Source organism: Pantoea sp. ICBG 828, from assembly GCF_002928355.1.
GTDB classification, from domain to species: domain Bacteria; phylum Pseudomonadota; class Gammaproteobacteria; order Enterobacterales; family Enterobacteriaceae; genus Pantoea; species Pantoea dispersa.
Genome location: NZ_POWN01000003.1, coordinates 247,263 through 270,354, shown reverse-complemented (window position 1 = coordinate 270,354; position 23,092 = coordinate 247,263). Strand labels below are relative to the sequence as shown.

The 23,092-nt window shown below is 55.4% G+C and carries 23 protein-coding genes and 1 tRNA gene; 11 read left to right on the top strand and 13 right to left on the bottom strand.

Features of this window, described 5'->3' with window-relative positions; translation table 11 throughout:
- Position 1: 1 nt before the first annotated feature.
- The 4 genes from sspA to zapE form a co-directional block, all read right to left on the bottom strand.
- Positions 2-643, bottom strand: a complete 642-nt coding sequence (gene sspA, locus C1Y43_RS08955) for a stringent starvation protein SspA (protein ID WP_021507753.1) — start codon at positions 641-643, stop codon at positions 2-4.
- A gap of 329 nt (positions 644-972) precedes the next feature.
- Positions 973-1,365: a 30S ribosomal protein S9 gene (gene rpsI / locus C1Y43_RS08950; RefSeq protein ID WP_021507754.1), complete on the bottom strand. Its 393-nt coding sequence runs from the start codon at positions 1,363-1,365 to the stop codon at positions 973-975.
- A 15-nt stretch (positions 1,366-1,380) separates the two neighbouring features.
- Positions 1,381-1,809 carry a 50S ribosomal protein L13 gene (gene rplM / locus C1Y43_RS08945; protein ID WP_021507755.1) on the bottom strand — a complete coding sequence of 143 codons (429 nt, stop codon included), beginning with the start codon at positions 1,807-1,809 and terminating at the stop codon, positions 1,381-1,383.
- Positions 1,810-2,047: 238 nt separating this feature from the next.
- Complete coding sequence (zapE, locus tag C1Y43_RS08940) at positions 2,048-3,175, bottom strand: cell division protein ZapE (RefSeq protein ID WP_058759600.1); 1,128 nt, start codon at positions 3,173-3,175, stop codon at positions 2,048-2,050.
- Between the two features lie 184 nt (positions 3,176-3,359).
- Here zapE and zapG point away from each other — a divergent pair, with 184 nt between their 5' ends.
- From zapG to degS, 3 genes are all read left to right on the top strand, one after another.
- Entirely contained in the window at positions 3,360-3,764 is a 405-nt protein-coding gene (gene zapG, locus C1Y43_RS08935; RefSeq protein ID WP_021507757.1) for a Z-ring associated protein ZapG, read from the top strand.
- A gap of 108 nt (positions 3,765-3,872) precedes the next feature.
- Entirely contained in the window at positions 3,873-5,243 is a 1,371-nt protein-coding gene (gene degQ / locus C1Y43_RS08930; RefSeq protein ID WP_031279744.1) for a serine endoprotease DegQ, read from the top strand.
- Positions 5,244-5,329: 86 nt separating this feature from the next.
- Positions 5,330-6,403, top strand: a complete 1,074-nt coding sequence (gene degS, locus C1Y43_RS08925) for an outer membrane-stress sensor serine endopeptidase DegS (RefSeq protein ID WP_021507759.1) — start codon at positions 5,330-5,332, stop codon at positions 6,401-6,403.
- A gap of 64 nt (positions 6,404-6,467) precedes the next feature.
- Here the strand turns inward: degS and epmA are convergent, their stop codons facing one another.
- The 3 genes from epmA to efp all read right to left on the bottom strand — a co-directional run bounded on the left by epmA (position 6,468) and on the right by efp (position 8,462).
- Complete coding sequence (gene epmA, locus C1Y43_RS08920; RefSeq protein WP_021507760.1) at positions 6,468-7,445, bottom strand: elongation factor P--(R)-beta-lysine ligase; 978 nt, start codon at positions 7,443-7,445, stop codon at positions 6,468-6,470.
- Between the two features lie 164 nt (positions 7,446-7,609).
- Positions 7,610-7,744: an entericidin A/B family lipoprotein gene (locus C1Y43_RS08915; protein WP_031279745.1), complete on the bottom strand. Its 135-nt coding sequence runs from the start codon at positions 7,742-7,744 to the stop codon at positions 7,610-7,612.
- 151 nt (positions 7,745-7,895) lie between these two features.
- The gene (gene efp, locus C1Y43_RS08910) at positions 7,896-8,462 is read right to left on the bottom strand and encodes an elongation factor P (protein ID WP_021507762.1); all 567 of its coding nucleotides are present in this window, start codon (positions 8,460-8,462) and stop codon (positions 7,896-7,898) included.
- 40 nt (positions 8,463-8,502) lie between these two features.
- Here efp and epmB point away from each other — a divergent pair, with 40 nt between their 5' ends.
- Positions 8,503-9,531: an EF-P beta-lysylation protein EpmB gene (epmB, locus tag C1Y43_RS08905; protein ID WP_058759602.1), complete on the top strand. Its 1,029-nt coding sequence runs from the start codon at positions 8,503-8,505 to the stop codon at positions 9,529-9,531.
- 155 nt (positions 9,532-9,686) lie between these two features.
- Here the strand turns inward: epmB and C1Y43_RS08900 are convergent, their stop codons facing one another.
- The 4 genes from C1Y43_RS08900 to C1Y43_RS08885 form a co-directional block, all read right to left on the bottom strand.
- Complete coding sequence (locus C1Y43_RS08900; RefSeq protein ID WP_021507764.1) at positions 9,687-10,034, bottom strand: DUF4156 domain-containing protein; 348 nt, start codon at positions 10,032-10,034, stop codon at positions 9,687-9,689.
- A 195-nt stretch (positions 10,035-10,229) separates the two neighbouring features.
- Positions 10,230-11,885 carry a chaperonin GroEL gene (gene groL / locus C1Y43_RS08895; RefSeq protein ID WP_021507765.1) on the bottom strand — a complete coding sequence of 552 codons (1,656 nt, stop codon included), beginning with the start codon at positions 11,883-11,885 and terminating at the stop codon, positions 10,230-10,232.
- A gap of 46 nt (positions 11,886-11,931) precedes the next feature.
- Entirely contained in the window at positions 11,932-12,225 is a 294-nt protein-coding gene (locus C1Y43_RS08890) for a co-chaperone GroES (RefSeq protein ID WP_021507766.1), read from the bottom strand.
- A gap of 194 nt (positions 12,226-12,419) precedes the next feature.
- Entirely contained in the window at positions 12,420-12,872 is a 453-nt protein-coding gene (locus C1Y43_RS08885) for an FxsA family protein (protein WP_021507767.1), read from the bottom strand.
- A 375-nt stretch (positions 12,873-13,247) separates the two neighbouring features.
- On the opposite strand from C1Y43_RS08885, the gene aspA reads away from it, so the two are divergent.
- The 5 genes from aspA to C1Y43_RS08860 all read left to right on the top strand — a co-directional run bounded on the left by aspA (position 13,248) and on the right by C1Y43_RS08860 (position 18,713).
- Entirely contained in the window at positions 13,248-14,684 is a 1,437-nt protein-coding gene (aspA, locus tag C1Y43_RS08880) for an aspartate ammonia-lyase (protein ID WP_021507768.1), read from the top strand.
- 114 nt (positions 14,685-14,798) lie between these two features.
- The gene (locus tag C1Y43_RS08875; RefSeq protein WP_104187997.1) at positions 14,799-16,100 is read left to right on the top strand and encodes an anaerobic C4-dicarboxylate transporter; all 1,302 of its coding nucleotides are present in this window, start codon (positions 14,799-14,801) and stop codon (positions 16,098-16,100) included.
- A gap of 86 nt (positions 16,101-16,186) precedes the next feature.
- Positions 16,187-17,884, top strand: coding sequence for a protein-disulfide reductase DsbD (locus C1Y43_RS08870; protein WP_104187995.1), 1,698 nt, complete (start codon positions 16,187-16,189; stop codon positions 17,882-17,884).
- A 66-nt stretch (positions 17,885-17,950) separates the two neighbouring features.
- Entirely contained in the window at positions 17,951-18,529 is a 579-nt protein-coding gene (locus C1Y43_RS08865; protein WP_021507771.1) for a transcriptional regulator, read from the top strand.
- A 108-nt stretch (positions 18,530-18,637) separates the two neighbouring features.
- Positions 18,638-18,713 (top strand) — tRNA-Phe (locus tag C1Y43_RS08860).
- Between the two features lie 276 nt (positions 18,714-18,989).
- Here the strand turns inward: C1Y43_RS08860 and C1Y43_RS08855 are convergent.
- A complete protein-coding gene (locus C1Y43_RS08855; protein WP_058770701.1) occupies positions 18,990-19,949 on the bottom strand; it encodes a site-specific integrase in 960 nt (319 codons plus the stop codon).
- 34 nt (positions 19,950-19,983) lie between these two features.
- On the bottom strand, positions 19,984-21,558 hold the full coding sequence (locus tag C1Y43_RS08850; RefSeq protein WP_255412137.1) for a TraI domain-containing protein: 1,575 nt from the start codon (positions 21,556-21,558) through the stop codon (positions 19,984-19,986).
- 206 nt (positions 21,559-21,764) lie between these two features.
- On the opposite strand from C1Y43_RS08850, the gene C1Y43_RS08845 reads away from it, so the two are divergent.
- The gene (locus C1Y43_RS08845) at positions 21,765-22,313 is read left to right on the top strand and encodes a hypothetical protein (RefSeq protein ID WP_104187994.1); all 549 of its coding nucleotides are present in this window, start codon (positions 21,765-21,767) and stop codon (positions 22,311-22,313) included.
- A gap of 267 nt (positions 22,314-22,580) precedes the next feature.
- Positions 22,581-22,964 (top strand): hypothetical protein, encoded by a 384-nt coding sequence (locus tag C1Y43_RS08840; RefSeq protein WP_104187992.1) that lies wholly within the window; start codon positions 22,581-22,583, stop codon positions 22,962-22,964.
- The last annotated feature ends 128 nt before the right edge of the window (positions 22,965-23,092 follow it).

Genomic DNA, 23,092 nt, shown 5'->3' with positions numbered 1-23,092 from the left:
ATTAGCCCCGGGCTTGCAGGCGCATTTCACGTTCGGCTTCCGTCAAAGAAGCGAGGAAGGAGTCACGTTCAAATACGCGCGTCATGTAGCCTTTCAGCTCTTTCGAACCTGCGCCAGCCAGATCCACACCCAGCTGCGGCAGACGCCACAACAGCGGCGCCAGATAGCAGTCAACCAGGCTGAACTCTTCGCTCATAAAGAACGGCGTACGTGAGAACAGCGGCGCAATGGCCAGCAGCTCTTCGCGCAGTTGCTTGCGCGCGGCATCGGCTTCGGCACCGCTGCTGGTTTCAATGGTACGCATCAGGCTGTACCAGTCCTGCTCAATGCGGTGCATCATCAGACGGCTTTCACCGCGCGCGACCGGATAAACCGGCATCAGTGGCGGATGCGGGAAACGCTCATCGAGGTATTCCATGATGATGCGGGATTCATACAGCGTCAGTTCACGGTCGACCAGCGTTGGCACAGTGCGATACGGGTTGAGGTCAATCAGATCCTGCGGCAGATTATCCGTTTCAACCTGCTCGATCTCCACGCTGACGCCCTTCTCAGCCAGCACGATACGTACCTGATGGCTGAAAATGTCAGTCGGACCAGAAAACAGCGTCATTACCGAACGTTTGTTGGCAGCGACAGCCATGAAAACCTCCAAGTTTGTTCACAAAAAAATACTGCGAATAGCCAACCACGCGGCGACTCACCTGCTCATCAGATTCGCACACAGCCGGGCGTTACGGGCATTGTCCGGTCGTCCCGACAGGAGCAGTATGCACAACGCCGCGACTCGCGGGCGCAAAGTGTCAGTCAGTTTACCAGATTTTAAGCAGCTTGTGGGGCGGGGATAATCATTTGCGGGCAAAATGCGGGGAAAGCTCGCGTTTTTGCGCTGAAAAAGCCGCGATTCAGGCAATAAAAAACCCGCCGAAGCGGGTTTTTTGAGCCAATTGTAACTGCCGAAGCAGCCAGCAATTAACGCTTGGAGAACTGTGGACGACGGCGTGCTTTACGCAGACCGACTTTCTTACGTTCAACCTGACGCGCGTCACGGGTAACGAAGCCCGCTTTACGCAGTTCAGAACGCAGAGACTCGTCGTATTCCATCAGAGCGCGGGTGATACCGTGACGGATCGCACCAGCCTGACCAGAAATACCACCACCTTTAACGGTGATGTACAGGTCCAGTTTACCAACCATATCAACCAGCTCCAGCGGCTGACGCACGACCATGCGTGCAGTCTCACGACCGAAGTACTGCTCCAGAGAGCGCTGGTTAATTACGATGTTACCGCTACCCGGCTTGATAAAGACGCGAGCGGCAGAGCTTTTGCGGCGACCAGTGCCGTAGTTTTGAGTTTCAGCCATTGCCTATAATCCCGATTAAATGTCAAGAACTTGCGGTTGCTGCGCCGCGTGGTTGTGCTCGTTACCTGCGTAAACTTTCAGTTTACGGTACATAGCACGACCCAGTGGGCCTTTTGGCAGCATGCCTTTAACCGCGATTTCAATCACACGCTCAGGACGGCGTTCGATCATCTCTGCAAAGGTCGCTTGCTTGATACCACCGATGTGGCCAGTGTGGTGATAGTAAATCTTGTCGTTACGCTTGTTGCCGGTTACAGCAACTTTGTCAGCGTTCAGAACGATGATGTAATCACCGGTATCAACGTGCGGAGTGTATTCCGCTTTGTGCTTACCACGCAGACGGCGCGCCAGTTCAGTCGCCAGGCGACCCAGGGTTTTGCCAGTTGCGTCAACAACATACCAGTCACGCTGTACGGTTTCTGGTTTAGCTGTAAAAGTTTTCATTGAAAAGCTTACCCAAATAAAAGTTACACGTTGGTGAAATCCCAAACGCTAAGTTAACGATTGAGGCTCACACGACCAATTCGCCCAGCAAGCCCACCCCCTCAGGTAGAGTTACCGGATCACACAGTTTTCCGGGAAAAGAAAGCCTGTGCTGTAACGTGGGGTCGCAAGATTATAGAGAAGTCGAATCTAAAGATCGACTCTTTTTGCGCCCGAAGCGGTGATTTCTGTTTGCCCCTCAGGGCAGGTGCGGCAGGCGAAGATACTCCTCGCTCTGCATCTCCTGCAGGCGCGACAGACAGCGCTGATATTCGAATTTCAGCCGCGTGCCCTGATAGATTTCAAACAGCGAGGTTTCTGCCGCCACCACCAGCTTGACGTGGCGCTCATAGAACTCATCCACCAGCGCGAGGAACCGCCGCGCCTGGTCTTCCGTTTTGTAAATCATCACTGGCACATCGTACAGCAGCACGCTGTGGAAGCGGCGCGACAGCTCAATGTAATCGTGCTGGCTGCGCCCTTCACCGCACAACGCGAGGAAGTTGATGGCCAGTACGCCTTCGTGAACGCCGAGCGTCGGCAGCTGGCGATGGTTAATCTCCAGCACCGGCGCGTCGCCGCGCGGTTTACCGGACAGCGCGCTGAACATGCGCTCCATCTCCGCGTGCGTCGCGTCGTTAAGCGGGAAATTCCACAGATGGGCCGATGTCAGGGTGCGCAGGCGATAATCAATGCCGGCATCGACATTCATCACATCGCAGTGGCGCTTGATCTGCTCGATAGCCGGCAGAAAACGCGCCCGCTGCAGGCCGTTGCGGTACAGCTCATCCGGCGGAATGTTGGAGGTCGCCACCAGCGTGATGCCGCGGGCAAACAGCGCTTCCATCAGCGTACCAAGCAGCATTGCGTCGGTGATGTCGGAGACGAAAAACTCGTCGAAACAGAGAATATCGGTTTCCGCTTTGAAACGGTCAGCGACAATCAGCAGCGGGTCGCTGTGGCCCTGCAGCTGCGTTAACTCTTCGTGCACGCGCAGCATGAAGCGATGGAAATGCAGACGCAGTTTGCGATCGCCAGGAATAGACTGAAAAAACAGATCCATTACCCAGGTTTTACCGCGTCCGACGCCGCCCCACATATACAGGCCACGCACCGGCGCTTCATGGCTCTCCGGCGCTTTATTCATCAGCTTTGATAAGCGGCCAAACAGCCCTTTAGCTGCCGGCTGCGGCTGCTGCTGGCGGGCAATCAGGCCTTGCTGAATGCGATCTAAACGGGTGATGGCGTCACGTTGTACATCGTCCGGACGAAACTCGCCCTGCGACAGCGCCTGCTCATAGCGCGCAAGCGGAGATGAGGTTTGCATGGTTCTCTCAGAATCCCTGAAAAAGTCCGATTCACGTGTCGGTTGTCGAAAATTAGGCCGCTCTACACTAAGCGATACAGCCCGAGGATTCCACTTCCGATGGATTAACGGGTATAGTGGCTACTATTGAAGTTGAAACAGAAGCAATGCCCTACGAAGCAACGGAAATTACACGGGAGTCATTATGACCTGGGAATACGGGCTGATTGGTTTAGTGATTGGCATTATTGTCGGCGCGGTAGCGATGCGTTTTGGCAACAAAAAGCTGCGTGAGCAGCGCAGCATGCAGTACGAACTGGAAAAATCCAAAGCGGAGCTGGCGGATTACCGCGAAGAGCTCACCAACCACTTTGCGCGCAGCGCAGAGTTGCTGGACAACATGGCGCGCGACTATCGGCAGTTGTATCAGCACATGGCGAAAGGGTCGAATGACCTACTGCCAAATCTGCCGGGCGAGAAAAACCCGTTTGCTTACCAGCTGACGGAAGCCGAGGCCGATAACGACCAGGCGCCGGTGCAGATCCCGCGCGACTACTCTGAAGGCGCATCGGGCCTGCTGCGCAGCGGCGAACGCACCACCCGCAGTTAATCCTTTTGGGGCACAGCATGGCTGTGCCCTTTTTGTTTTCCGAACGCTTATTACCAATAACTGTCACACTTCTTTTATCCCCCTTATCGCAGCGAGAGCGTCATAGCAATGAAAAAACCAGCACGACTGTTAAGCGCATTAGCCTTGAGCATTGGGATGAGTCTGGCGGCGACGCCGGGTGCCATGGCCACGTTGCCGGCACAGATTCAGGGACAAGCACTGCCAAGCCTGGCACCGATGCTGGAAAAAGTGCTGCCGGCGGTGGTCAGCGTGCATGTCGAGGGCACCGACAGCGGTCAGCAGGGCCAGGATATTCCCGAGCCGCTGAAGCGCTTCTTTGGCCAGGCGCCCGGGCAGTCTCAGCCACAGCCGTTTGAAGGACTGGGTTCCGGCGTCATCATTGACGCAGCTAAAGGCTACATTCTGACCAACAATCACGTGGTAAACGGTGCGGATAAAATCAGCGTGCAGCTGAGTGATGGCAACGAATATGACGCAAAGCTGATTGGTCATGACGAGCAAACCGACATCGCGCTGATTCAGGTAGAAGGCGCAAAAAACCTCACGCAGGTGAAAATTGCTGATTCTGACGCGCTGAAAGTGGGTGATTTCGCCGTGGCGATCGGCAACCCATTCGGCCTCGGCCAGACGGCGACGTCCGGCATTATCTCGGCGCTGGGCCGCAGCGGGCTGAATCTGGAAGGGCTGGAGAACTTTATTCAGACCGATGCCGCCATCAACCGTGGTAACTCTGGCGGCGCGCTGGTGAACCTCAACGGCGAGCTGATCGGCATTAACACTGCCATTCTGGCGTCGAGCGGCGGCAACATTGGTATTGGCTTTGCTATCCCCAGCAACATGGCGATGAACCTGGCGCAGCAGCTGATTCAGTTCGGCGAAGTGAAGCGCGGTCAGCTCGGGATCAAAGGGACAGAAATGACCGCCGATATCGCGAAAGCGTTTAACGTCGATGCGCAGCGCGGAGCATTTGTCTCTGAAGTGCTGCCGAAGTCGGCGGCGGAACAGGCGGGCATCAAAGCGGGCGACATCATTACCGCCATTAACGATAAGCCAATTACCAGCTTTGCCGAGCTGCGGGTGAAAGTCGGCACCACGCCGCCAGGCCAGCAGGTGAAAATCGGTCTGCTGCGCGATGGCAAACCGCTGACGGTGACCGTAACGCTGGAACAGAGCGCGCAGAGCACCGCCAGCGCCCAGCTGATGTCGCCGGCGCTGCAGGGCGCCACGCTCAGTGACGGCAATACCAAAGCCGGCGATAAAGGAGTCAAAGTCGATACCATCGAAAAAGGCACGCCGGCAGAACAGGTTGGCCTGCAGAAAGACGATGTGATTGTCGGCGTTAACCGTACGCGGGTGCAGAGCCTCGCCGAGATGCGCAAAGTGCTGGAGGGCAAACCGCCGGTACTGGCGCTGAACGTGGTGCGCGGCGACGAGAGTATTTACCTGCTTCTGCGATAATCCTCGCAACGGGCGGACAAGCAGGTGTTTGTCCGCCCTTCTCGTGCTATTCTGCCCTGCGATCAACTCTTGCCTGAAATAACACCATGTTTCTTAAACTTTTACGTTCTGTGGTGATGGGCCTGATCGTGGCAGGTTTACTGCTTGTCGCGATCCCGGCGCTGCGAATGGGCAGCAACGTCACCTTTGATCACGACAGCAGCGCCGATGAAGCGCCCTTCAGTTTCAATCAGGGCGTGCGCCGTGCTGTGCCGGCGGTGGTCAACGTCTATAACCGCAGCGCGCACGGTAACAATAATCGCGGCATTACCACGCTCGGTTCCGGCGTCATCATGAACGCGAAAGGCTACATCCTCACCAACAAACATGTCATCAATAACGCTGACCAGATTATCGTCGCGCTGCAGGACGGACGCTTTTTTGAAGCGACGCTGGTGGGCTCCGACGCCATGACCGATCTGGCGGTGTTAAAAATCAGCGCCTCCAATCTGCCGGTAATTCCGATTAACGCCAAACGTGTCGCGCATATTGGTGATGTGGTGATGGCGATTGGCAACCCGTATAACCTCGGCCAGACGGTCACCCAGGGCATCATCAGCGCCACCGGCCGCATCGGTCTGAGCTCCTCAGGTCGGCAGAACTTCCTGCAAACCGATGCCTCGATCAACCAGGGGAACTCCGGCGGCGCGCTGATTAATTCGCTGGGCGAGCTGATGGGCATCAACACGCTGACCTTCGACAAAAGCAACGACGGCGAAACCCCGGAAGGCATTGGTTTTGCTATTCCGACCGCGCTGGCGACCAAAATCATGGATAAGCTGATTCGCGATGGCCGGGTGATCCGCGGTTATATCGGTATTACCGGGCGCGAGCTGCCGCCGCTGCACGGTCAGGGCAGCAACCTCGATCGCGTACAGGGCATTATTGTCAGTGAAGTGACGCCGGGCGGTCCGGCGGATCGCGCCGGCATTCAGGCCAACGATGTCCTGCTGCAGGTGAACGGTAAGCCGGCGCTGTCCGCCCAGGAGACCATGGACCAGGTGGCGGAAATTCGCCCGGGATCGGTGATTGATGTGCAGGTGCTGCGCAATGAGCAGAAGATGACGCTGCCGGTTACCATCCAGGAGTTTCCGGAAGCGGCCAATAATACCTCGCCGTAAACGCATCCGGCCGCGGATAGCGCTGTTGCTGAGCTGCGGCCGGGTGTGCAGAACTGCGGCGTAACTAGCTGCGATCCACCGGGAAAGCGATCACCTCACTGAGCGCATCGGCCTTCAGCGCCAGCATAATCAGGCGATCGACGCCCAGCGCCACGCCGGAACAGGCCGGCATGCCGTGCGCCAGCGCATCCAGCAGGTAAGTATCAATCGGATGCTGTGGCAAACCGCGCGCAGCGCGACGGCGATTATCCTGCTCAAAGCGCTGACGCTGTTCGCGGCTATCGGTCAGTTCGCGGAAACCGTTGGCCAGCTCCACGCCTTTGTAATAGACCTCAAAACGCTCTGCCACGCGGTGATCTTCGGTACTGATCTCCGCCAGCGCCGCCTGACTGGCCGGGAAGTGATAGACGAAGCACGGCTTATCGAGACCAATTTTCGGTTCCACGCCCAGCATAAACAGCAGCTGCAGCAGCGTGTCGCGATCGTCTTCGCGATTCGCCAGCTCGCCCTCACCCAGCTTTTCCGCCGCTTCGCGCAGCTGCGCCTTGTCCGCCGACAGCGGATCGATCTCCAGATGACGGATAAACGCCTGCTGATACGATAGCGATTCGGCGCTGTCGCACTCCAGCACCTGCTGCAGCAGGTCGTCGACTTCGTTCATCAGCCGATACATGTCGTAGTGCGGCCGATACCACTCCAGCATGGTGAATTCCGGATTATGGTGGCGCCCGGCCTCTTCATTACGGAAGCAGCGCCCCATCTGATAAATCGGGCCGCTGCCCGCCGCCAGCAGGCGCTTCATGTGATATTCCGGACTGGTCATCAGCCACAGATCGCGCCCGTCTGCCGCCCCAGGTCCGACGAAGCGCGTCTGGAATGGCACCAGATGGATGTCGGTGATCGTCGCCTGGCTCATGGCAGGCGTATCCACTTCCAGTACGCCGCGATCGGCAAAGAAACGCCGGATTTCCGCCAGGATGGCGGCGCGTTTCAACAAATTGGCAATGGGTGCGCTCGGCTGCCAGCTTGCCGTTTCGCTCATGGTGATGACTCCTTATACAGACAAGGGGAGGAAGTCTACCCGTATTGCTGACGGCAAACAACGGCACCGCCGTCGCGGCAGGCAGTTTCAGAAATCACAGGTGCTGGCAGGACAACAGGAGGAAGAGAAAGCCGGTACGAAAGCAGGTTTCGCACCGGTTTTAGTTACTGCGCGCTGCGCTGAATTGCCTGACCGCCCGCTTCAACATCTTCGCCTACGCCACGCGTGGTGTTACAGGCTGAAAGCAGCGAGGAAAGCACCAGTACCGAGAAAATCGCGACAATACTTTTCTTTAACATAGCCATATCCTTGTTGGTTGCAGTAAAAGTACAGCTTTTAAAGCATAGACCGGATACGCCATGATGGCGGTTAAGCTGCTGAAAAAAGACGCGGTGCGGGGAAGAGCGCGGAAATAAAAAAGGCGCATCGATGATGCGCCTGATTTGACGATTATTTTACGCGGGAAACGTATTCGCCAGAGCGGGTGTCCACTTTTACCACTTCGCCAATCTGTACGAACAGTGGCACTTTGATCACGGCGCCGGTAGACAGCGTCGCTGGCTTGCCGCCGGTACCGGCAGTATCACCTTTCAGACCTGGGTCAGTTTCGGTGATTTCAGCTTCGATGAAGTTCGGTGGCTGAACGGCGATCGGTTTATCGTTCCACAGGGTTACGATACACTCGGCGTTGTCCTGCAGCCATTTGGTCACGTCGTCCAGTACCTTGGCTTCAACCTGATACTGTTCGAAGGTTTCCGGGTGCATGAAGTAGAAGAAGTCACCGTCGTTGTAGGAGTACTGCAGCGTCATGTCACGCACGTCTGCGCCTTCGGCGGAGTCGGTAGACTTGAAGGTTTTCTCAACGCGTGAACCGGTCAGCAGACGACGCATTTTAACACGTGCAAACGCCTGGCCTTTACCCGGCTTAACGAATTCACTGGATTCGATGGCATACGGTTCGCCTTCGAACATGATTTTAAGACCGGCACGAAAATCGTTGCTAAGATAAGTCGCCATAAAGGCCCTCTGTAGATATTAACTGGTAATAGCCAAAAAAATGGCACACATTGTAACCCTAAATCCCCCCGTCAGAGAAGATTGGTTGCAGCAACTTGCTGATGTTGTCACCGATCCTGCTGAATTACTGCAACTTTTAGCCCTCGAAAACCACGCGGATCTGGCAGCTGGGAGCGAGGCGCGCCGTCTGTTCGCCCTGCGCGTACCGCGCGCCTTTATTCAGCGCATGCAGCGCGGCAATGCGCAGGACCCGCTGCTGCTGCAGGTGCTGACCAGCCGTCAGGAGTTTACCGATGCGCCGGGCTACAGCACCGATCCGCTCGATGAGCAGAGCAGCGTGGTGCCGGGCTTACTGCATAAGTATAGAAACCGCGCGCTGCTGCTGGTCAAGGGCGGCTGCGCGGTGAACTGCCGCTACTGCTTCCGCCGGCATTTCCCCTATCAGGATAATCAGGGCAACAAGCGCAACTGGCAGGCGGCGATTGATTACATTGCCGCCCATCCCGAGCTCGACGAGATCATCTTCTCCGGCGGCGATCCGCTGATGGCGAAAGATCAGGAACTGGCGTGGCTGATTGGCGCGCTGGAAAACATTCCGCACCTGAAACGCCTGCGCATTCACAGCCGGCTGCCGGTAGTGATCCCGGCGCGCATTACCGAAGGGCTATGCCAGCTGCTGGCGGATACGCGTCTGCAGGTGCTGCTGGTCAGCCACATCAACCACGCGCAGGAGATTGACGAGGCGCTGCGCGAACGCATGCAGAGGCTGAAGCGCGCCGGCGTCACCCTGCTGAACCAGAGCGTGCTGCTGCGCGGCGTTAATGACGATGCGCAGACTCTGGCACAGCTCAGCAATGCGCTGTTTGATGCCGGCATCCTGCCCTACTATTTACATGTGCTGGATAAGGTGCAGGGTGCGGCGCACTTCTTTGTGCCGGATGAGCAGGCGCGCGCGCTGGTGCGGCAACTGCTGACCATGGTGTCGGGCTATATGGTGCCGAAGCTGGCGCGGGAAATTGGTGGTGAGCCGAGCAAAACGCCGCTGGATCTGCAGCTGCGTCAGGAGTGACGTTCCCTGCCAGCTGCCCGGTGCGCATGAATGCGCACCCTACAGTATTCCTGTGGCGGCACCATCACCGCAGGAGCCATTGATGGCGACCGCGCAGGGACTGAACTCAAAAACAAAAAAGCCGCTCTCGCGGCTTTTTTATTGCTGCTCTGCCATTACGGGCACTTATACACCTGACCCGACATTTTGCTGTCGAGCGGGGCAAAGGCAGACAGCAGGTTCTGCGTCGGGCTGGTGGCACCATAAATCACGTTGCCGCCCATCTCCGCTGCGCGGTTACGCAGGTCGTTGGCCGCACCGCGCAGTGAACTGCCTTCACCGCCTGAGCCGGTCAGCCAGTTGCTCTGCGAGCCGGTAACATTGCCCAGCAGCTGACATTGGCTGCCTGGCTGTTGATCAACAAAGGTGACACGTTCGCCGGCGGCACTCAGTTGGTTGGAGGTGCTACAGCCCGCCAGCAGTAAGGTACCGACTGCCAGTCCGAGCGAGAGGTTAATCCGCATTATAATCCCCATTTATTATCATCAGTGTCGGGCGGCAGCGTAGCAGAAAAGCGCACATTTTTTCTGAACATTCATTGCCCTAAACCCGCAAAGCCGAAGTATTGCGCCCTTACTTATACCTTGTTCGCCGGCAAAAGAAAAACCCCCGACCGTTTCCGATCGGGGGTTTCTCAACAGCTCAGACGTTCAGGGCAATTACATCATGCCGCCCATACCGCCCATGCCACCCATGCCGCCAGCGCCAGCACCTAAGTCAGGTGCGTCGCCTTTCGGCAGGTCGGTGACCATCGCTTCGGTGGTGATCATCAGACCGGCCACGGAAGATGCGTACTGCAGCGCAGAACGGGTCACTTTGGTTGGATCCAGGATACCGAAGTCGATCATGTTGCCGTACTCTTCGGTCTGCGCGTTATAACCGTAGTTACCGTCGCCGGCTTTCACGTTATTAGCAACCACAGATGGCTCTTCACCGGCGTTAGAAACGATCTGACGCAGTGGCGCTTCCATCGCACGCAGAGCAACCTTGATACCGACGTTCTGGTCTTCGTTCTGACCTTTCAGGCCAGATGCTGCGATTTTCGCCGCAACACGCACCAGCGCGACACCACCACCGGCAACCACGCCTTCTTCAACCGCAGCACGGGTAGCGTGCAGGGCATCTTCAACGCGTGCTTTCTTCTCTTTCATCTCAACTTCAGTCGCTGCGCCTACTTTCAGTACGGCTACACCGCCTGCCAGTTTTGCAACGCGCTCCTGCAGTTTCTCTTTGTCGTAGTCAGACGTCGCTTCTTCGATCTGCTGACGGATCTGCGTCACGCGGCCAGAGATGGCGCCCTGATCGCCCACACCATCGATGATGGTGGTGGTGTCTTTGTTGATCACCACGCGTTTTGCCTGACCCAGGTCTTCCAGCGTCGCTTTTTCCAGCTCCATACCGATCTCTTCAGAGATCACGGTACCGCCGGTCAGGATAGCAATGTCCTGCAGCATCGCTTTACGACGGTCGCCGAAGCCCGGTGCTTTCACCGCAGCCACTTTCACGATACCGCGCATGGTGTTGACCACCAGCGTAGCCAGCGCTTCGCCTTCCACGTCTTCTGCGATGATCAGCAGTGGTTTGCCGGCTTTCGCCACAGCTTCCAGCACTGGCAGCATTTCGCGGATGTTAGAGATTTTCTTGTCAGCCAGCAGGATGAATGGGCTTTCCAGCTCCACTGCACCGGTTTCTGGCTTGTTGATGAAGTACGGAGACAGGTAGCCACGGTCGAACTGCATACCTTCAACCACGTCCAGCTCGTCCTGCAGACCGGTGCCTTCTTCAACGGTGATCACGCCTTCTTTACCCACTTTGTCCATCGCCTGAGCGATCAGGGTACCGACGCTTTCATCGGAGTTGGCAGAAATGGTACCTACCTGCGCGATAGCGCGGGAATCCTGGCATGGTACAGACAGGGTTTTCAGCTCTTCAACGGCTGCGGCAACGGCTTTATCGATACCGCGCTTCAGATCCATAGGGTTCATGCCCGCCGCGACGGCTTTCAGGCCTTCGTTGACGATAGCCTGTGCCAGAACGGTAGCGGTGGTGGTGCCGTCGCCTGCTGCGTCGTTGGCTTTAGAAGCGACTTCTTTCACCATCTGCGCACCCATGTTCTCGAACTTGTCTTCCAGCTCGATTTCACGTGCCACAGAAACACCATCTTTAGTGATGGTCGGTGCACCAAAAGATTTATCCAGAACCACGTTACGGCCTTTCGGGCCCAGGGTAACTTTTACTGCATCTGCCAGTACGTTCACGCCACGCAGCATTTTTACGCGTGCGTCATTACCGAATTTTACGTCTTTAGCTGCCATTTCAAATATCCCTTAAATTCGTTTCGTTCAGTGAATTACGCGTAAATTACGCTTCAACAATCGCCAGAATGTCGCTTTCAGAGATGATCAGAACTTCTTCGTTGTCGATTTTCTCAGTCTTGGCACCGTAGCCTTCGCTGAAAATCACCAGATCACCCACTTTCACGTCCAGCGGCTTCACGTCGCCGTTTTCCAGGATGCGGCCATTGCCAACAGCCAGTACTTCACCGCGGGTTGATTTGCCTGCTGCAGAGCCGGTCAGAACGATACCGCCAGCAGATTTGGCTTCAACTTCTTTACGCTTGACGATAACGCGATCGTGCAACGGACGAATTTTCATTTGATAGCTCTCCTTTGAGAAGTCCAATCATTCATTTTTGGGTTGAACGCCGGGCTTGAGGGTTCCGGCCTCGTGGAGAGAGAGATAGGGGCAGAAAAGGGGCTTTCAAGGGCAAAAAAATAAAAAATTTTCGTTTGCGTAACAGATGACGAAAAAGACAGCAAAAAGGGCGGCTTACGCCGCCCCGCTTACATTCAGCGATCTTTATCGTGACCGATACGATCCTGATCTTTGCGCTCAAACTCGCCGTCCATGGTGACGCCGCTATCCGGGCCCTGCCCCGGGCCACGCCATACGCGCAGGTGCGGCATCAGCTTCAGCGTCAGGTGCTTCTGCACCGGCGGCAGCAACAGCAGCAGGCCGAGGAAATCGGTGAAGAAGCCCGGCAGCAGCAGCAGAAAACCGGCGATGATCAGCGACACGCTTTTGATCATCTCCGCCGCCGGGCTCTCGTTACGCGCCAGCTTCTCCTGCATCAGCATAAAGTTCTTCATGCCCTGATTTTTCACCAGCGACACACCAATGCACGAGGTAAAAATCACCAGCAGCATGGTCAGCAGCACGCCGAGCGCGTGCGCCACCTGGATGAAAATTGAGATCTCAATCCAGGCCAGAACAAAAAAAATCACTAACGGTAACCAGCGCACCGATATCTCCTGTGAGTCGTGCCGCCACGCAGCGTGCGGAGCAGCAAAATTGAAGGGTCAGCATGACCATAACGTATGAGATGGGCACGCGGCCGGGGAAATTCAACCGCCACTGTTAAATTTATGCCACTGACTTAAAATTGCGAAGTACATCACATATCGTTATTACCGCTGGGCCAGCAAATGTCCGTAAAGTGATCTGTGCACAAGCATTTCTGCAGTGACAGAATATGATCGTGCTCGCCAGCCCGAAGATGGATAAAATGTCGGCACTGGTATTCCACGACAATATAATTGCTTCACCTGCACGTTATTCGCCGCCCATCCATTCCGGATGCCCGGCAGTAACACAGCAGCAATAATAAGAAGGTAATCATGGCGAACAACATTCGTATCGAAGAAGACCTGTTAGGCATGCGTGAAGTTCCGGCAGATGCCTATTACGGTGTTCATACTCTGCGTGCGATTGAGAACTTCTATATCAGTAACAGTAAAATCAGTGACATCCCTGAGTTTGTTCGCGGCATGGTGATGGTGAAAAAAGCCGCCGCGCTCGCCAACAAAGAGCTGCAAACCATCCCCCGCCACATCGCCAACACCATCATTCAGGCCTGTGATGAAGTGCTGAACAACGGTAAGTGCATGGACCAGTTCCCGGTTGATGTCTATCAGGGCGGCGCGGGCACCTCGGTCAATATGAACACCAACGAGGTGCTGGCTAACATCGGTCTGGAACTGATGGGTCACCAGAAAGGTGAATATCAGTACCTCAACCCAAATGATCACGTGAATAAGTGTCAGTCCACTAACGACGCTTATCCTACCGGTTTCCGCATTGCGGTTTACGCCTCGATCCTCAAACTGCTCGACGCGATTGGCCAGCTGAGCGAAGGTTTTCAGCGCAAAGCGGTGGAGTTTGAAAACATCCTGAAGATGGGCCGCACCCAGCTGCAGGACGCGGTGCCGATGTCGCTCGGTCAGGAGTTCCACGCGTTTAACGTACTGCTGAACGAAGAGACGCGCAGCATTCTGCGCACCGCCGAACTGCTGCTGGAGGTTAACCTCGGCGCCACGGCGATAGGCACCCGCCTCAACACACCGGACGGCTACCAGCAGCTGGCGGTACAGCGCCTGGCGGAAGTCAGCAACCTGCCGGTGGTGCCCGCCGAAGATCTGATTGAAGCCACCTCAGACTGCGGCGCTTATGTCATGGTGCACTCAGCGCTGAAGCGCCTGGCGGTGAAACTGTCGAAAATCTGTAACGACCTGCGCCTGCTGTCATCCGGTCCGCGCGCCGGCCTGAACGAAATCAACCTGCCGGAACTGCAGGCCGGTTCTTCGATCATGCCTGCGAAAGTTAACCCGGTGGTACCGGAAGTGGTCAATCAGGTGTGCTTTAAAGTGATTGGTAACGACACCACGGTGACCATGGCTTCCGAAGCCGGTCAGCTGCAGCTCAACGTGATGGAACCGGTGATTGGCCAGGCGCTGTTTGAGTCGATCAGCATCCTGACCAACGCCTGCTACAACCTGCTGGAAAAATGCGTTAACGGCATCACCGCCAACAAAGCGGTCTGTGAAGCCTACGTGTTCAACTCCATCGGTATCGTCACTTACCTCAACCCGTACATCGGCCATCACAACGGCGATATCGTCGGGAAAATCTGTGCTGAAACCGGTAAGAGCGTACGCGAAGTGGTGCTGGAGCGCGGCCTGCTGACCGAAGCCGAGCTGGACGATATTTTCTCCATCCAGAACCTGATGCACCCGGAATACAAAGCCAAACGCTACACCGACGAAAACGAACAGTAATCCGTTCCGGATCAAGTCGTCTGAAGCACGCCTGTATACAATACGGCGTGCTTTTTTATTTTGACGTCTATAACTAAAGTGGCTGCGTGTGGCGGCACTTCAGGGAGTGAAACTATGGTAGTGGTGGAATTGCTCATTGTCCTGCTGGCGATCTGGCTGGGTGCGCGCCTTGGCGGCATCGGCATTGGCTTTGCCGGCGGTTTAGGCGTGCTGGTGCTGACGCTGGTTTGCGGCATGAAACCCGGCGCGATCCCGTTTGATGTCATCGAGATCATTATGGCGGTGATTGCGGCCATCGCCGCGATGCAGGTGGCTGGCGGCATGGATTATCTGGTCGGGCTGGCGGAACGCCTGCTGCGCCGCCATCCGCGCTATGTCACGTTCCTTGCGCCGCTGGTGACCTATGTGATGACGCTGCTGGCGGGCACCGGTCATACCGCTTTTTCTACCCTGCCGGTGATTGCGGAAGTGGCTAAGGAGCAAGGCGTACGCCCTTCGCGCCCGCTGTCGATAGCCGTAGTGGCGTCGCAAATCGCCATCACCGCCTCGCCGCTTTCGGCCGCGGTGGTATTTTTTGCCTCGATTCTTGAACCGCGCGGCGTCAGTTATCTGGCGCTGCTCGGCGTCGCGCTGCCTGCCACCATGCTGGCCATTTTCTGTGCCGCCGTGATCACCAACTTCCTCGGCAAAGAACTCAAAGAAGATGACGTCTATCAGGCGCGCCTGGCGAAAGGTGAAGTAACGCTGCGCGGTGAGCAGGTTTATCACATCAAGCCGGGAGCCAGACGCGCGGTGCTGCTGTTCCTGATCGGTATTGCGGCGGTGGTGCTGTACGCGACGGCAATCAGCGACAGCGTGGGCCTGATCAGCAATCCGGTGCTGCCGCGTAACGAAGCCATTGTGGTGTTTATGCTGACGGTTGCTACGCTGATTTGCCTGACCTGCAAAGTGGAAACCGGTGAAATCCTCAGTGCCAGCACGTTTAAATCCGGCATGAGCGCCTGTATCTGCGTGATGGGCGTCGCCTGGCTGGGCGATACCTTTGTCAAGGCGCACCTGAGCGACATCCAGACGCTGGCCGGCGACATGCTGCAGAGCTATCCGTGGATGCTGGCGCTGGTGCTGTTCTTTGCTGCCACGCTGCTCTACTCGCAGGCGGCCACCACCAAAGCGCTGATGCCAGCGGCACTGATGCTCGGCGTATCGCCGCTGGCGGCGGTCGCCTCCTTCGCCGCGGTGTCCGCGCTGTTCGTGCTGCCCACCTACCCGACGCTGCTGGCCGCGGTGGAGATGGACGACACCGGCTCGACCCGCATTGGGAAATACGTGTTCAACCACTCGTTTATCATTCCCGGCGTGCTGGCGATTACCTTCTCGGTGGCGTTTGGCTTCCTGTTCGGCAGCCTGATTCTGTAGCGTCGTGGTTACATCCTGAAAACCTCGTGGCGAATGAGCCGTGTTATTATCGCGGCTCATTCGCCACCGGAGCTGATTAATTCGTCATGGCTGCTCGATTTTCCCGCCTGCTAAGCCTGTGCCTGGCGCTGCTGTTTTGCCTGTCGGCACAGGCCAGCCTGTTCTCGCCCACTACCAACAACCGCTTTGTGCCGGTCGATCAGGCCTTTGGCTTTGATTTCAGCCAGCAGGGCCATCAGCTGACGCTGAGCTGGAAAGTGAAGGACGGCTATTACCTCTATCGCCAGCAATTCCACATCAGCGCGCAACATGCGCAGCTGGTGCCGGTCACGCTGCCGCCGGGCCAGCCACACGAAGATGAGTTTTACGGCAAGAGCGAAATCTATCCGCAGGACGTACAGCTGCCGATCACCCTGCGCCAGGCCGATGCCGGTGCAACGCTCAGCGTGACCTATCAGGGCTGCGCCGCGGCCGGTTTCTGCTATCCGCCGGAGACCCGCTCGGTGCCGCTGACGGCGATGGCTGCCGATAGCGCCGCGCCGGCAATCGCGGCATCACCGGCCGCTGACCGCACGCCGCTGCCGTTTTCGCCGCTGTGGGCGCTGCTGATTGGCATTGGCGTGGCCTTTACGCCGTGCGTGCTGCCGATGTATCCGCTGATCTCCGGCATCATTCTTGGTGGCCAGCGCCGCTACTCGCTGGGCCGGCTGTTCGCCCTCGCACTGGTTTACGTGCAGGGCATGGCGCTGACTTACACCCTGCTCGGTATGGTGGTGGCAGCGGCGGGGCTGCGTTTCCAGGCTGCGCTGCAGCATCCTTACGTGTTGATCGGCCTCTCCGTGCTGTTTGTGCTGCTGGCGCTGTCGATGTTTGGCCTGTTCACGCTACAGCTGCCTGCCAGCCTCCAGACGCGTCTGACGCTGTGGAGCAACCGTCAGCAAGGCGGGTCGCTGGCGGGCGTGTTTATGATGGGCGCGCTGGCTGGGCTAATCTGCTCACCCTGCACCACCGCGCCGCTCAGCGCCATCCTGCTGTATATCGCGCAGAGCGGTAATCTGTGGGCCGGTGCCGGCACGCTGTGGCTGTACGCCTTCGGCATGGGACTGCCGCTGATTGCTGTAACGATGTTCGGCAACCGGCTGCTGCCGAAAAGCGGTCCGTGGATGCAGAGCGTGAAAGAGGGTTTTGGCTTTGTAATTCTGGCGCTGCCGGTGTTTCTGCTGGAGCGCGTGCTGGGTGATATCTGGGGACTGCGACTGTGGAGTCTGCTCGGCGTGGCGTTTTTTGCCTGGGCGTTCAGCCTGAGTCTCAGCGCGCGCGGCACAGCGCGCGTGCTGCCGATCATCATGCTGGCGGCCGCGCTGGTGGTGGCGCGCCCGCTGCAGGACTGGGCATTTGGCAGCAGCAGTACGCAAAGCGTCGCCCACCTGCCGTTTCAGCGCATCAGCAACAGCCAGCAGCTGGATAGCGCATTACAGCAGGCGCAGGGCCGTATCACCATGGTCGATCTCTATGCCGACTGGTGCGTGGCCTGCAAAGAGTTTGAAAAATACACCTTCAGCGATGACGGCGTGCGCAGTGCCCTGAGCAACGTGCAGCTGCTACAGGCTAACGTGACAGCCAATAACGCGCAGGATAACGCGCTGCTGCAGCATCTGCAGGTGCTCGGCCTGCCGACCATCCTGTTCTTTGATGCGCAGGGCAAAGAGATTGCCGATTCACGCGTCACCGGGTTCCTTAACGCCGCGGATTTCCGCGCCCATTTGCACAATCTGCCGCGTTAAACGAAACTGGTTGCACGACACTGCCCGGGCGTACGCGCCCGGGCCCGCATTCCGGAGGAGAGTCTTTTGCAACGCGAACAGATCCTTGAGCATGCGCTGAATGTGCTCGAACAGAGCGGCCTGGCCGCGACCACCTCGCTGCAGCAGCTGGCTGGCGAAAGCGGCCTCGCCAGCGATCAGCTGGAGCGCTACTGGCCCGATCGCGATGCCCTGCTGTATGACGCGCTGCGCTTTCACGGCCAGCAGATCGACAGCTGGCGCCGCCAGGTGCAACTGGATGAGCGACTCAGTGCAGCACAAAAGCTGCTGGCGCGTTACGATGTGCTGGCAGAGCACGTCAGTAAAGGCCGCTTTCCTGGCTGCCTGTTTATTGCCGCCTGCAGTTTCTATCCCCAGCCGGATCAGCCGGTGCATCAGCTCGCCGAACAGCAGAAGCGCAGTTCCTGGCAGTTCACCCATGAAATCCTCGTCGACCTGGCGCTGGACAACCCCAGCATGGTGGCCGATCAGATGGAGCTGATCCTCGAAGGCTGTCTGAGTAAGCTGCTGGTGAAGCGCAACGTGCAGGATGTCGCTACCGCACGGCGTCTGGCTGAAGATGTGCTGAGTATCGCACTGTGCCGGCAAAACGGCGCGCTGGCGTAGGCTTTTTGCCCACCCTGCCTGAAAAGCAGGCAATCAGTCACGATTGCTACGCTTTTTTTAAGAAACCCGTTGACGGCTGTGAGCCATTAGGGTTTAATGCGCCCCGTTGCCCGGATAGCTCAGTCGGTAGAGCAGGGGATTGAAAATCCCCGTGTCCTTGGTTCGATTCCGAGTCCGGGCACCACTCTTCAGAGCCTGTTCGTTAGGGGTTGAGATCCTTAACGGGCATGACAGTGGTCCCCTGCATGATGTTGGTAGTTTGCTTACCGCACCATTGTTGAACACGGGACTTAAAGTCCGGAGGATGTTGCTGCATCCTCTGGACTTCTCTCATCCTTAAAAAATACTTCAGCATCGTATTTACCTTTAGAAATGTTTTCTGTCAATCTTTTGTAAAGGTTTGCCTTCCTTTTTTTCCTCTTTTAGAATCATATCGTTAAGATTTGACTTAAGATTACTCTTAGGCCACCTCCAGCTGTTCGAGAACGCTCCTGACCTTATTGATGTCGCTCTCAACGTATTGCAGAGTAACTGCAGGCGTTGAATGGCCCAGAAGATCCTGAGCCATTTTCAGGTTTCGGTCAGGCATACTCATCAGATTTGTAGCTATGGTGTGCCGGAATCGATGAGGACTCACAACAAAACCACATTCATTTGAAAGCCGGCGAAAAAATGCACGCAATGGTGGATTATCCATGTTTTCGCTTGTCTCATTTCTGCGACCATCAAATCGGGATAAATTGAAAAGCTGATCCTCCATCTTTGCTCCTCTTTCCAGAGAACGGTTATAAAGCATTTCTAATCTTGGTCTCAGATGACGCGTGATCGGAACAAGATGCTCGCGATGGTTTTTTGCTCCTTCCGGTCGAAGGCTTATCCAGTTATGCATAAAATTAACGTCACATAATCGTATATGCAGAAGCTGATTCTGCCTCATCCCTGTCCTTCGTAAAGCATCCAGCACGGTAAGCCAGAACCATGCAGGCCTTAATGCCGACCTGTAGTTATAGTTTTTACCATACTGTTCATCCGCCTCCCTGGCCTCCATTAAAAGATATATTTTATTAATCTGGATATCAGTCAGGGTTTTCTTTCGTTTTACGTCTGGCCGTGCAATCTTGCCATTAAAGGGATTTTTGGTTGCCGAAATATAACCTTCTTCAATCGCAAAGTTGAATAATGCTCTCATGTGTGTGAGCTTATTGTTCCAAGTGGTTTTTGTCAGACCCTCCACATTAATCACATGTCTGCGCCAGTTTAAAACCAACCTGTCATCAACATCAGCAGGAGATATGGCTGCTCCAGCAAAGTTAAGGAAAGTCTTTAATACTTTTCTGTAACTCCATTCTGTTGCAACCCGAAGAGTTTTGCTAAAAAAATATCCTTCAATAAGTTCATCAAATGAACATGAATCTTTCATTTTGACCTCAGTTTTATAAATGCTCCCCAGCCAGTCATTTCCTGGCTGAAAGCCATGTGCTGTCCGAAGGACAGCTCCCTTTTTTAAATAAAATGTCGGCATTAATCATATAGCCTGACACTTTTGTAAAACGACCGCTCTTATCCGGCGTATCGTATTGATGGTAATGGAATAACCCCTTACCATTTCGTGAATGGTGTACGTTCAGTGCCTCAAAACTTTTTTGTAGTCTGGCCTTATCCGTATCACTGCCTCCTGCAGTCGTGGTGTAACGGTAAAAACAGGCCGGTGAGACCACAAAAACAAACTGCGCCAGAACGTGAAGCAGACTGTCCTTTTGATTTACGCTCAGCGTGCCGTCCTCAATGCTGTCCCTGATCCATTCAAGAAAGAGCACACCGGATTCTTCTCCCTTATCTTTCCTGTTTTCATCAGAATGAAACACATCAGTTGTAATTGGCGTGGCTGGACGATTATCCGCAGAAGAATTATCCATTGCCATAGCGGTTTTCCCTTCAGCCATTAAATCAAGCAATGACAGGAGATTCTTCGTAGATCCCTGCATCTGCACTTCTTCTCCCGTACTGATGGCGTTTTCTGCAGAAAGCAGCGGTTCCTCAGCTGTGAGTGCGGATTCCAGCTCCAGTAAAGGCGCAGGTGGGATAATCTTCTCAGGCGACAACTCGCTATCCTGAGCAGAACTGTAGTCTGAAACTCCAGTTTTAATTGGCACTAAAGGGGCTTCAGCATTATCGAGACTGGACAATGAGTTAGGTTTTACTTCATATAATTTCGGGGGGGTATGGTCTGTTACTGATGTGATATTAACCAGAGAAACCTGCTGAGGTTTTTGCCCGGACATTACGGTCTCATTTGAAAGGCCGCAGCTGCTCAGGGCATCGTTAACAATACTGGTTAATATCCCGGCTTCAGCACGGCGTCCCGACAGAAAGAGCAGGAGCGTATCAGAAAGAGCGGGCCAGCGCTGAAGCCACAGCAGGGCCGCCTCAGGCAATAGTCTTAGCGCCACAAATACGCAGTTCATCTCGCCTGATGGTTCGATGGTCTGCCTGACCCGCCATTGCTCTCCAGGCACACTAAGACCGGGATACCATACCCGACCGTTTTTCAGAGCCCCTTCCATTTGCATCAGCCAGGGCAGATGATGGAACAGCCCTGCCCAGTAAGCAGCACAGACCCAGCCGGGAGTTTGCTCAGCCTGTTCTTCAGGCGTGGCGCCCGGTGGAAGCATCATGCCACGGACCAGCCTGACCGCACGCGCGGCTACGTTCAGGCTGAGTTCATTAAATCCTCCGGGACCAGAGTACGGGCCGGACCAGGCTGCCGGGCAGGTCTGCACCCTTGCCGCCATCTCCTCCAGAGGCCTGAACCACCAGACTTCAGTGACTTCTTTTGAAAGCGGGCTGTTTTCTGTCAGCACCTTGATGAGGCGACGGTTTTCGTTTGTCTGCAGTAGCACTCTTCCCGTCTGAGCAGGGTGCCAGCTACCGTCAGCAACAGGCCGGGATGATGTGTCTCCCTTAGAGAGTCTCTCTCCGGGCTGGCTTTCCTGTCTGCCTCTGCCTGTTAGCCAGTTAAGTCCAATCACCGTCACCTCCGCCGGAATATGCCTGCTGAATATGACGCTAACCTAAAAGCACTCCGGACAATTTCAACAGAAAACCCGGAACCGTCTCTGACAGAAATCCTGCTTGTTAAAATATTAAAAAGTGGTTTCAGAGTTTCAGGGTGCTCTGGTAACCCCGTAATGGTTTCCTGCATGCCTCTGTTTACACCGGTATCGGGAGCCATCGCATGCAGCAATTCTTTGTTTTGTTTTTTTTTATGATCTGGCTGGCCCTGTGCGGGACGATGAGCCTGAGTTTCACCCTCCAGGGCACATCCACCGGGTTTTATCTGGTATGGGTGCTGCTGTTCTGTCTCCCCTTCCTGCTCCGCCCGCTCGCATGGGCCGAGAGGCAGTTAAGACCGGCGATGACGCTGATCCGTCATCGTCGCAGCCGGGCGTGGGTGCATCTTGCCCCTTGGCAGCCCACCACAAATCTGACGCCAGAGCGGGTTAATCAGTTCTGGCAAAGCGTAAAGGCGTCAACCAGACAGGCTCTGGAAAAGCACCATATCGTTATCATCTCCTCGCACCTTCTGACCGACATTCGTGCCCGCAGTGTGCTGGCCTGTATCGCTGAAGGTGGACTCATCGTCCACCACCGCACTTACCGCATCCCTTTTACACCGGCCATGAAGGCGCTGATGCAGCTGGAGATCCTCTTCCGACAGTGGCGCTGGCGCACAGACTTCCGCAGTGACTGGCCCGTGCTGGTTCTGCGGCGTAAATCTTCATAATCGGAAAAATAATTTCGGGTATTGGGGCGTAGCTGGGATGTTCACACTGATTAAATTCTTGTATTCGAATTGAACGATCATGTGCTGCCCTTCATTCCATAGGCTATTAGTATGAAAAAATTATCTCCATTACGACTCTTGTAATAATGCTAACCGGCTGCAGCGGCAATACTCTCGCAGACTATCTCAACCCGGATAATCTGTCTTCTCTCATTAAACCCGCCGCTAAGCAGCCTCGGATATCACATCTACTATGTTATCAGGCGGATGTCTGCCAGTGATAACGTCGCTGGCTTTATAATGGATGTCTATCTGAATTTACCCATGGCTTTATTTATTCGCCTTAATGTTGCCCCGGGTATTTCTGGGACTGGGCTTAATATGATATTTGTGCTTACAGGATTGGGTATTATCAGCACCCTGGCTTTATTATTAATGATTATGGCAAGTCAAAAACTGGATCTGATTGTTTTTGGTCTTATGAATTACATAGAACCGGTCTTACTTGTTGCTGTCGCCATGTTGGTTGGCCAGATGCCATCAAAAGAAAACACGGTAATCTACCTTTGCGTAGCGTTATCTGTATTCATTCTAATTATTGAAGGGGTGATAACCATTTTAAAGAGCAGAAAATTATCTCACGCTATTTAATCCATATTGACAGTAACATTATTCTGTCCTAAAAAGGTCCGCTTTTGGCACGAAGCGGAAGTTAGGGGAGCTTACCGAGGCTGAGATGACTTTAGTTATTGGGTGCTGGTCAATTATCAAATGCAGCA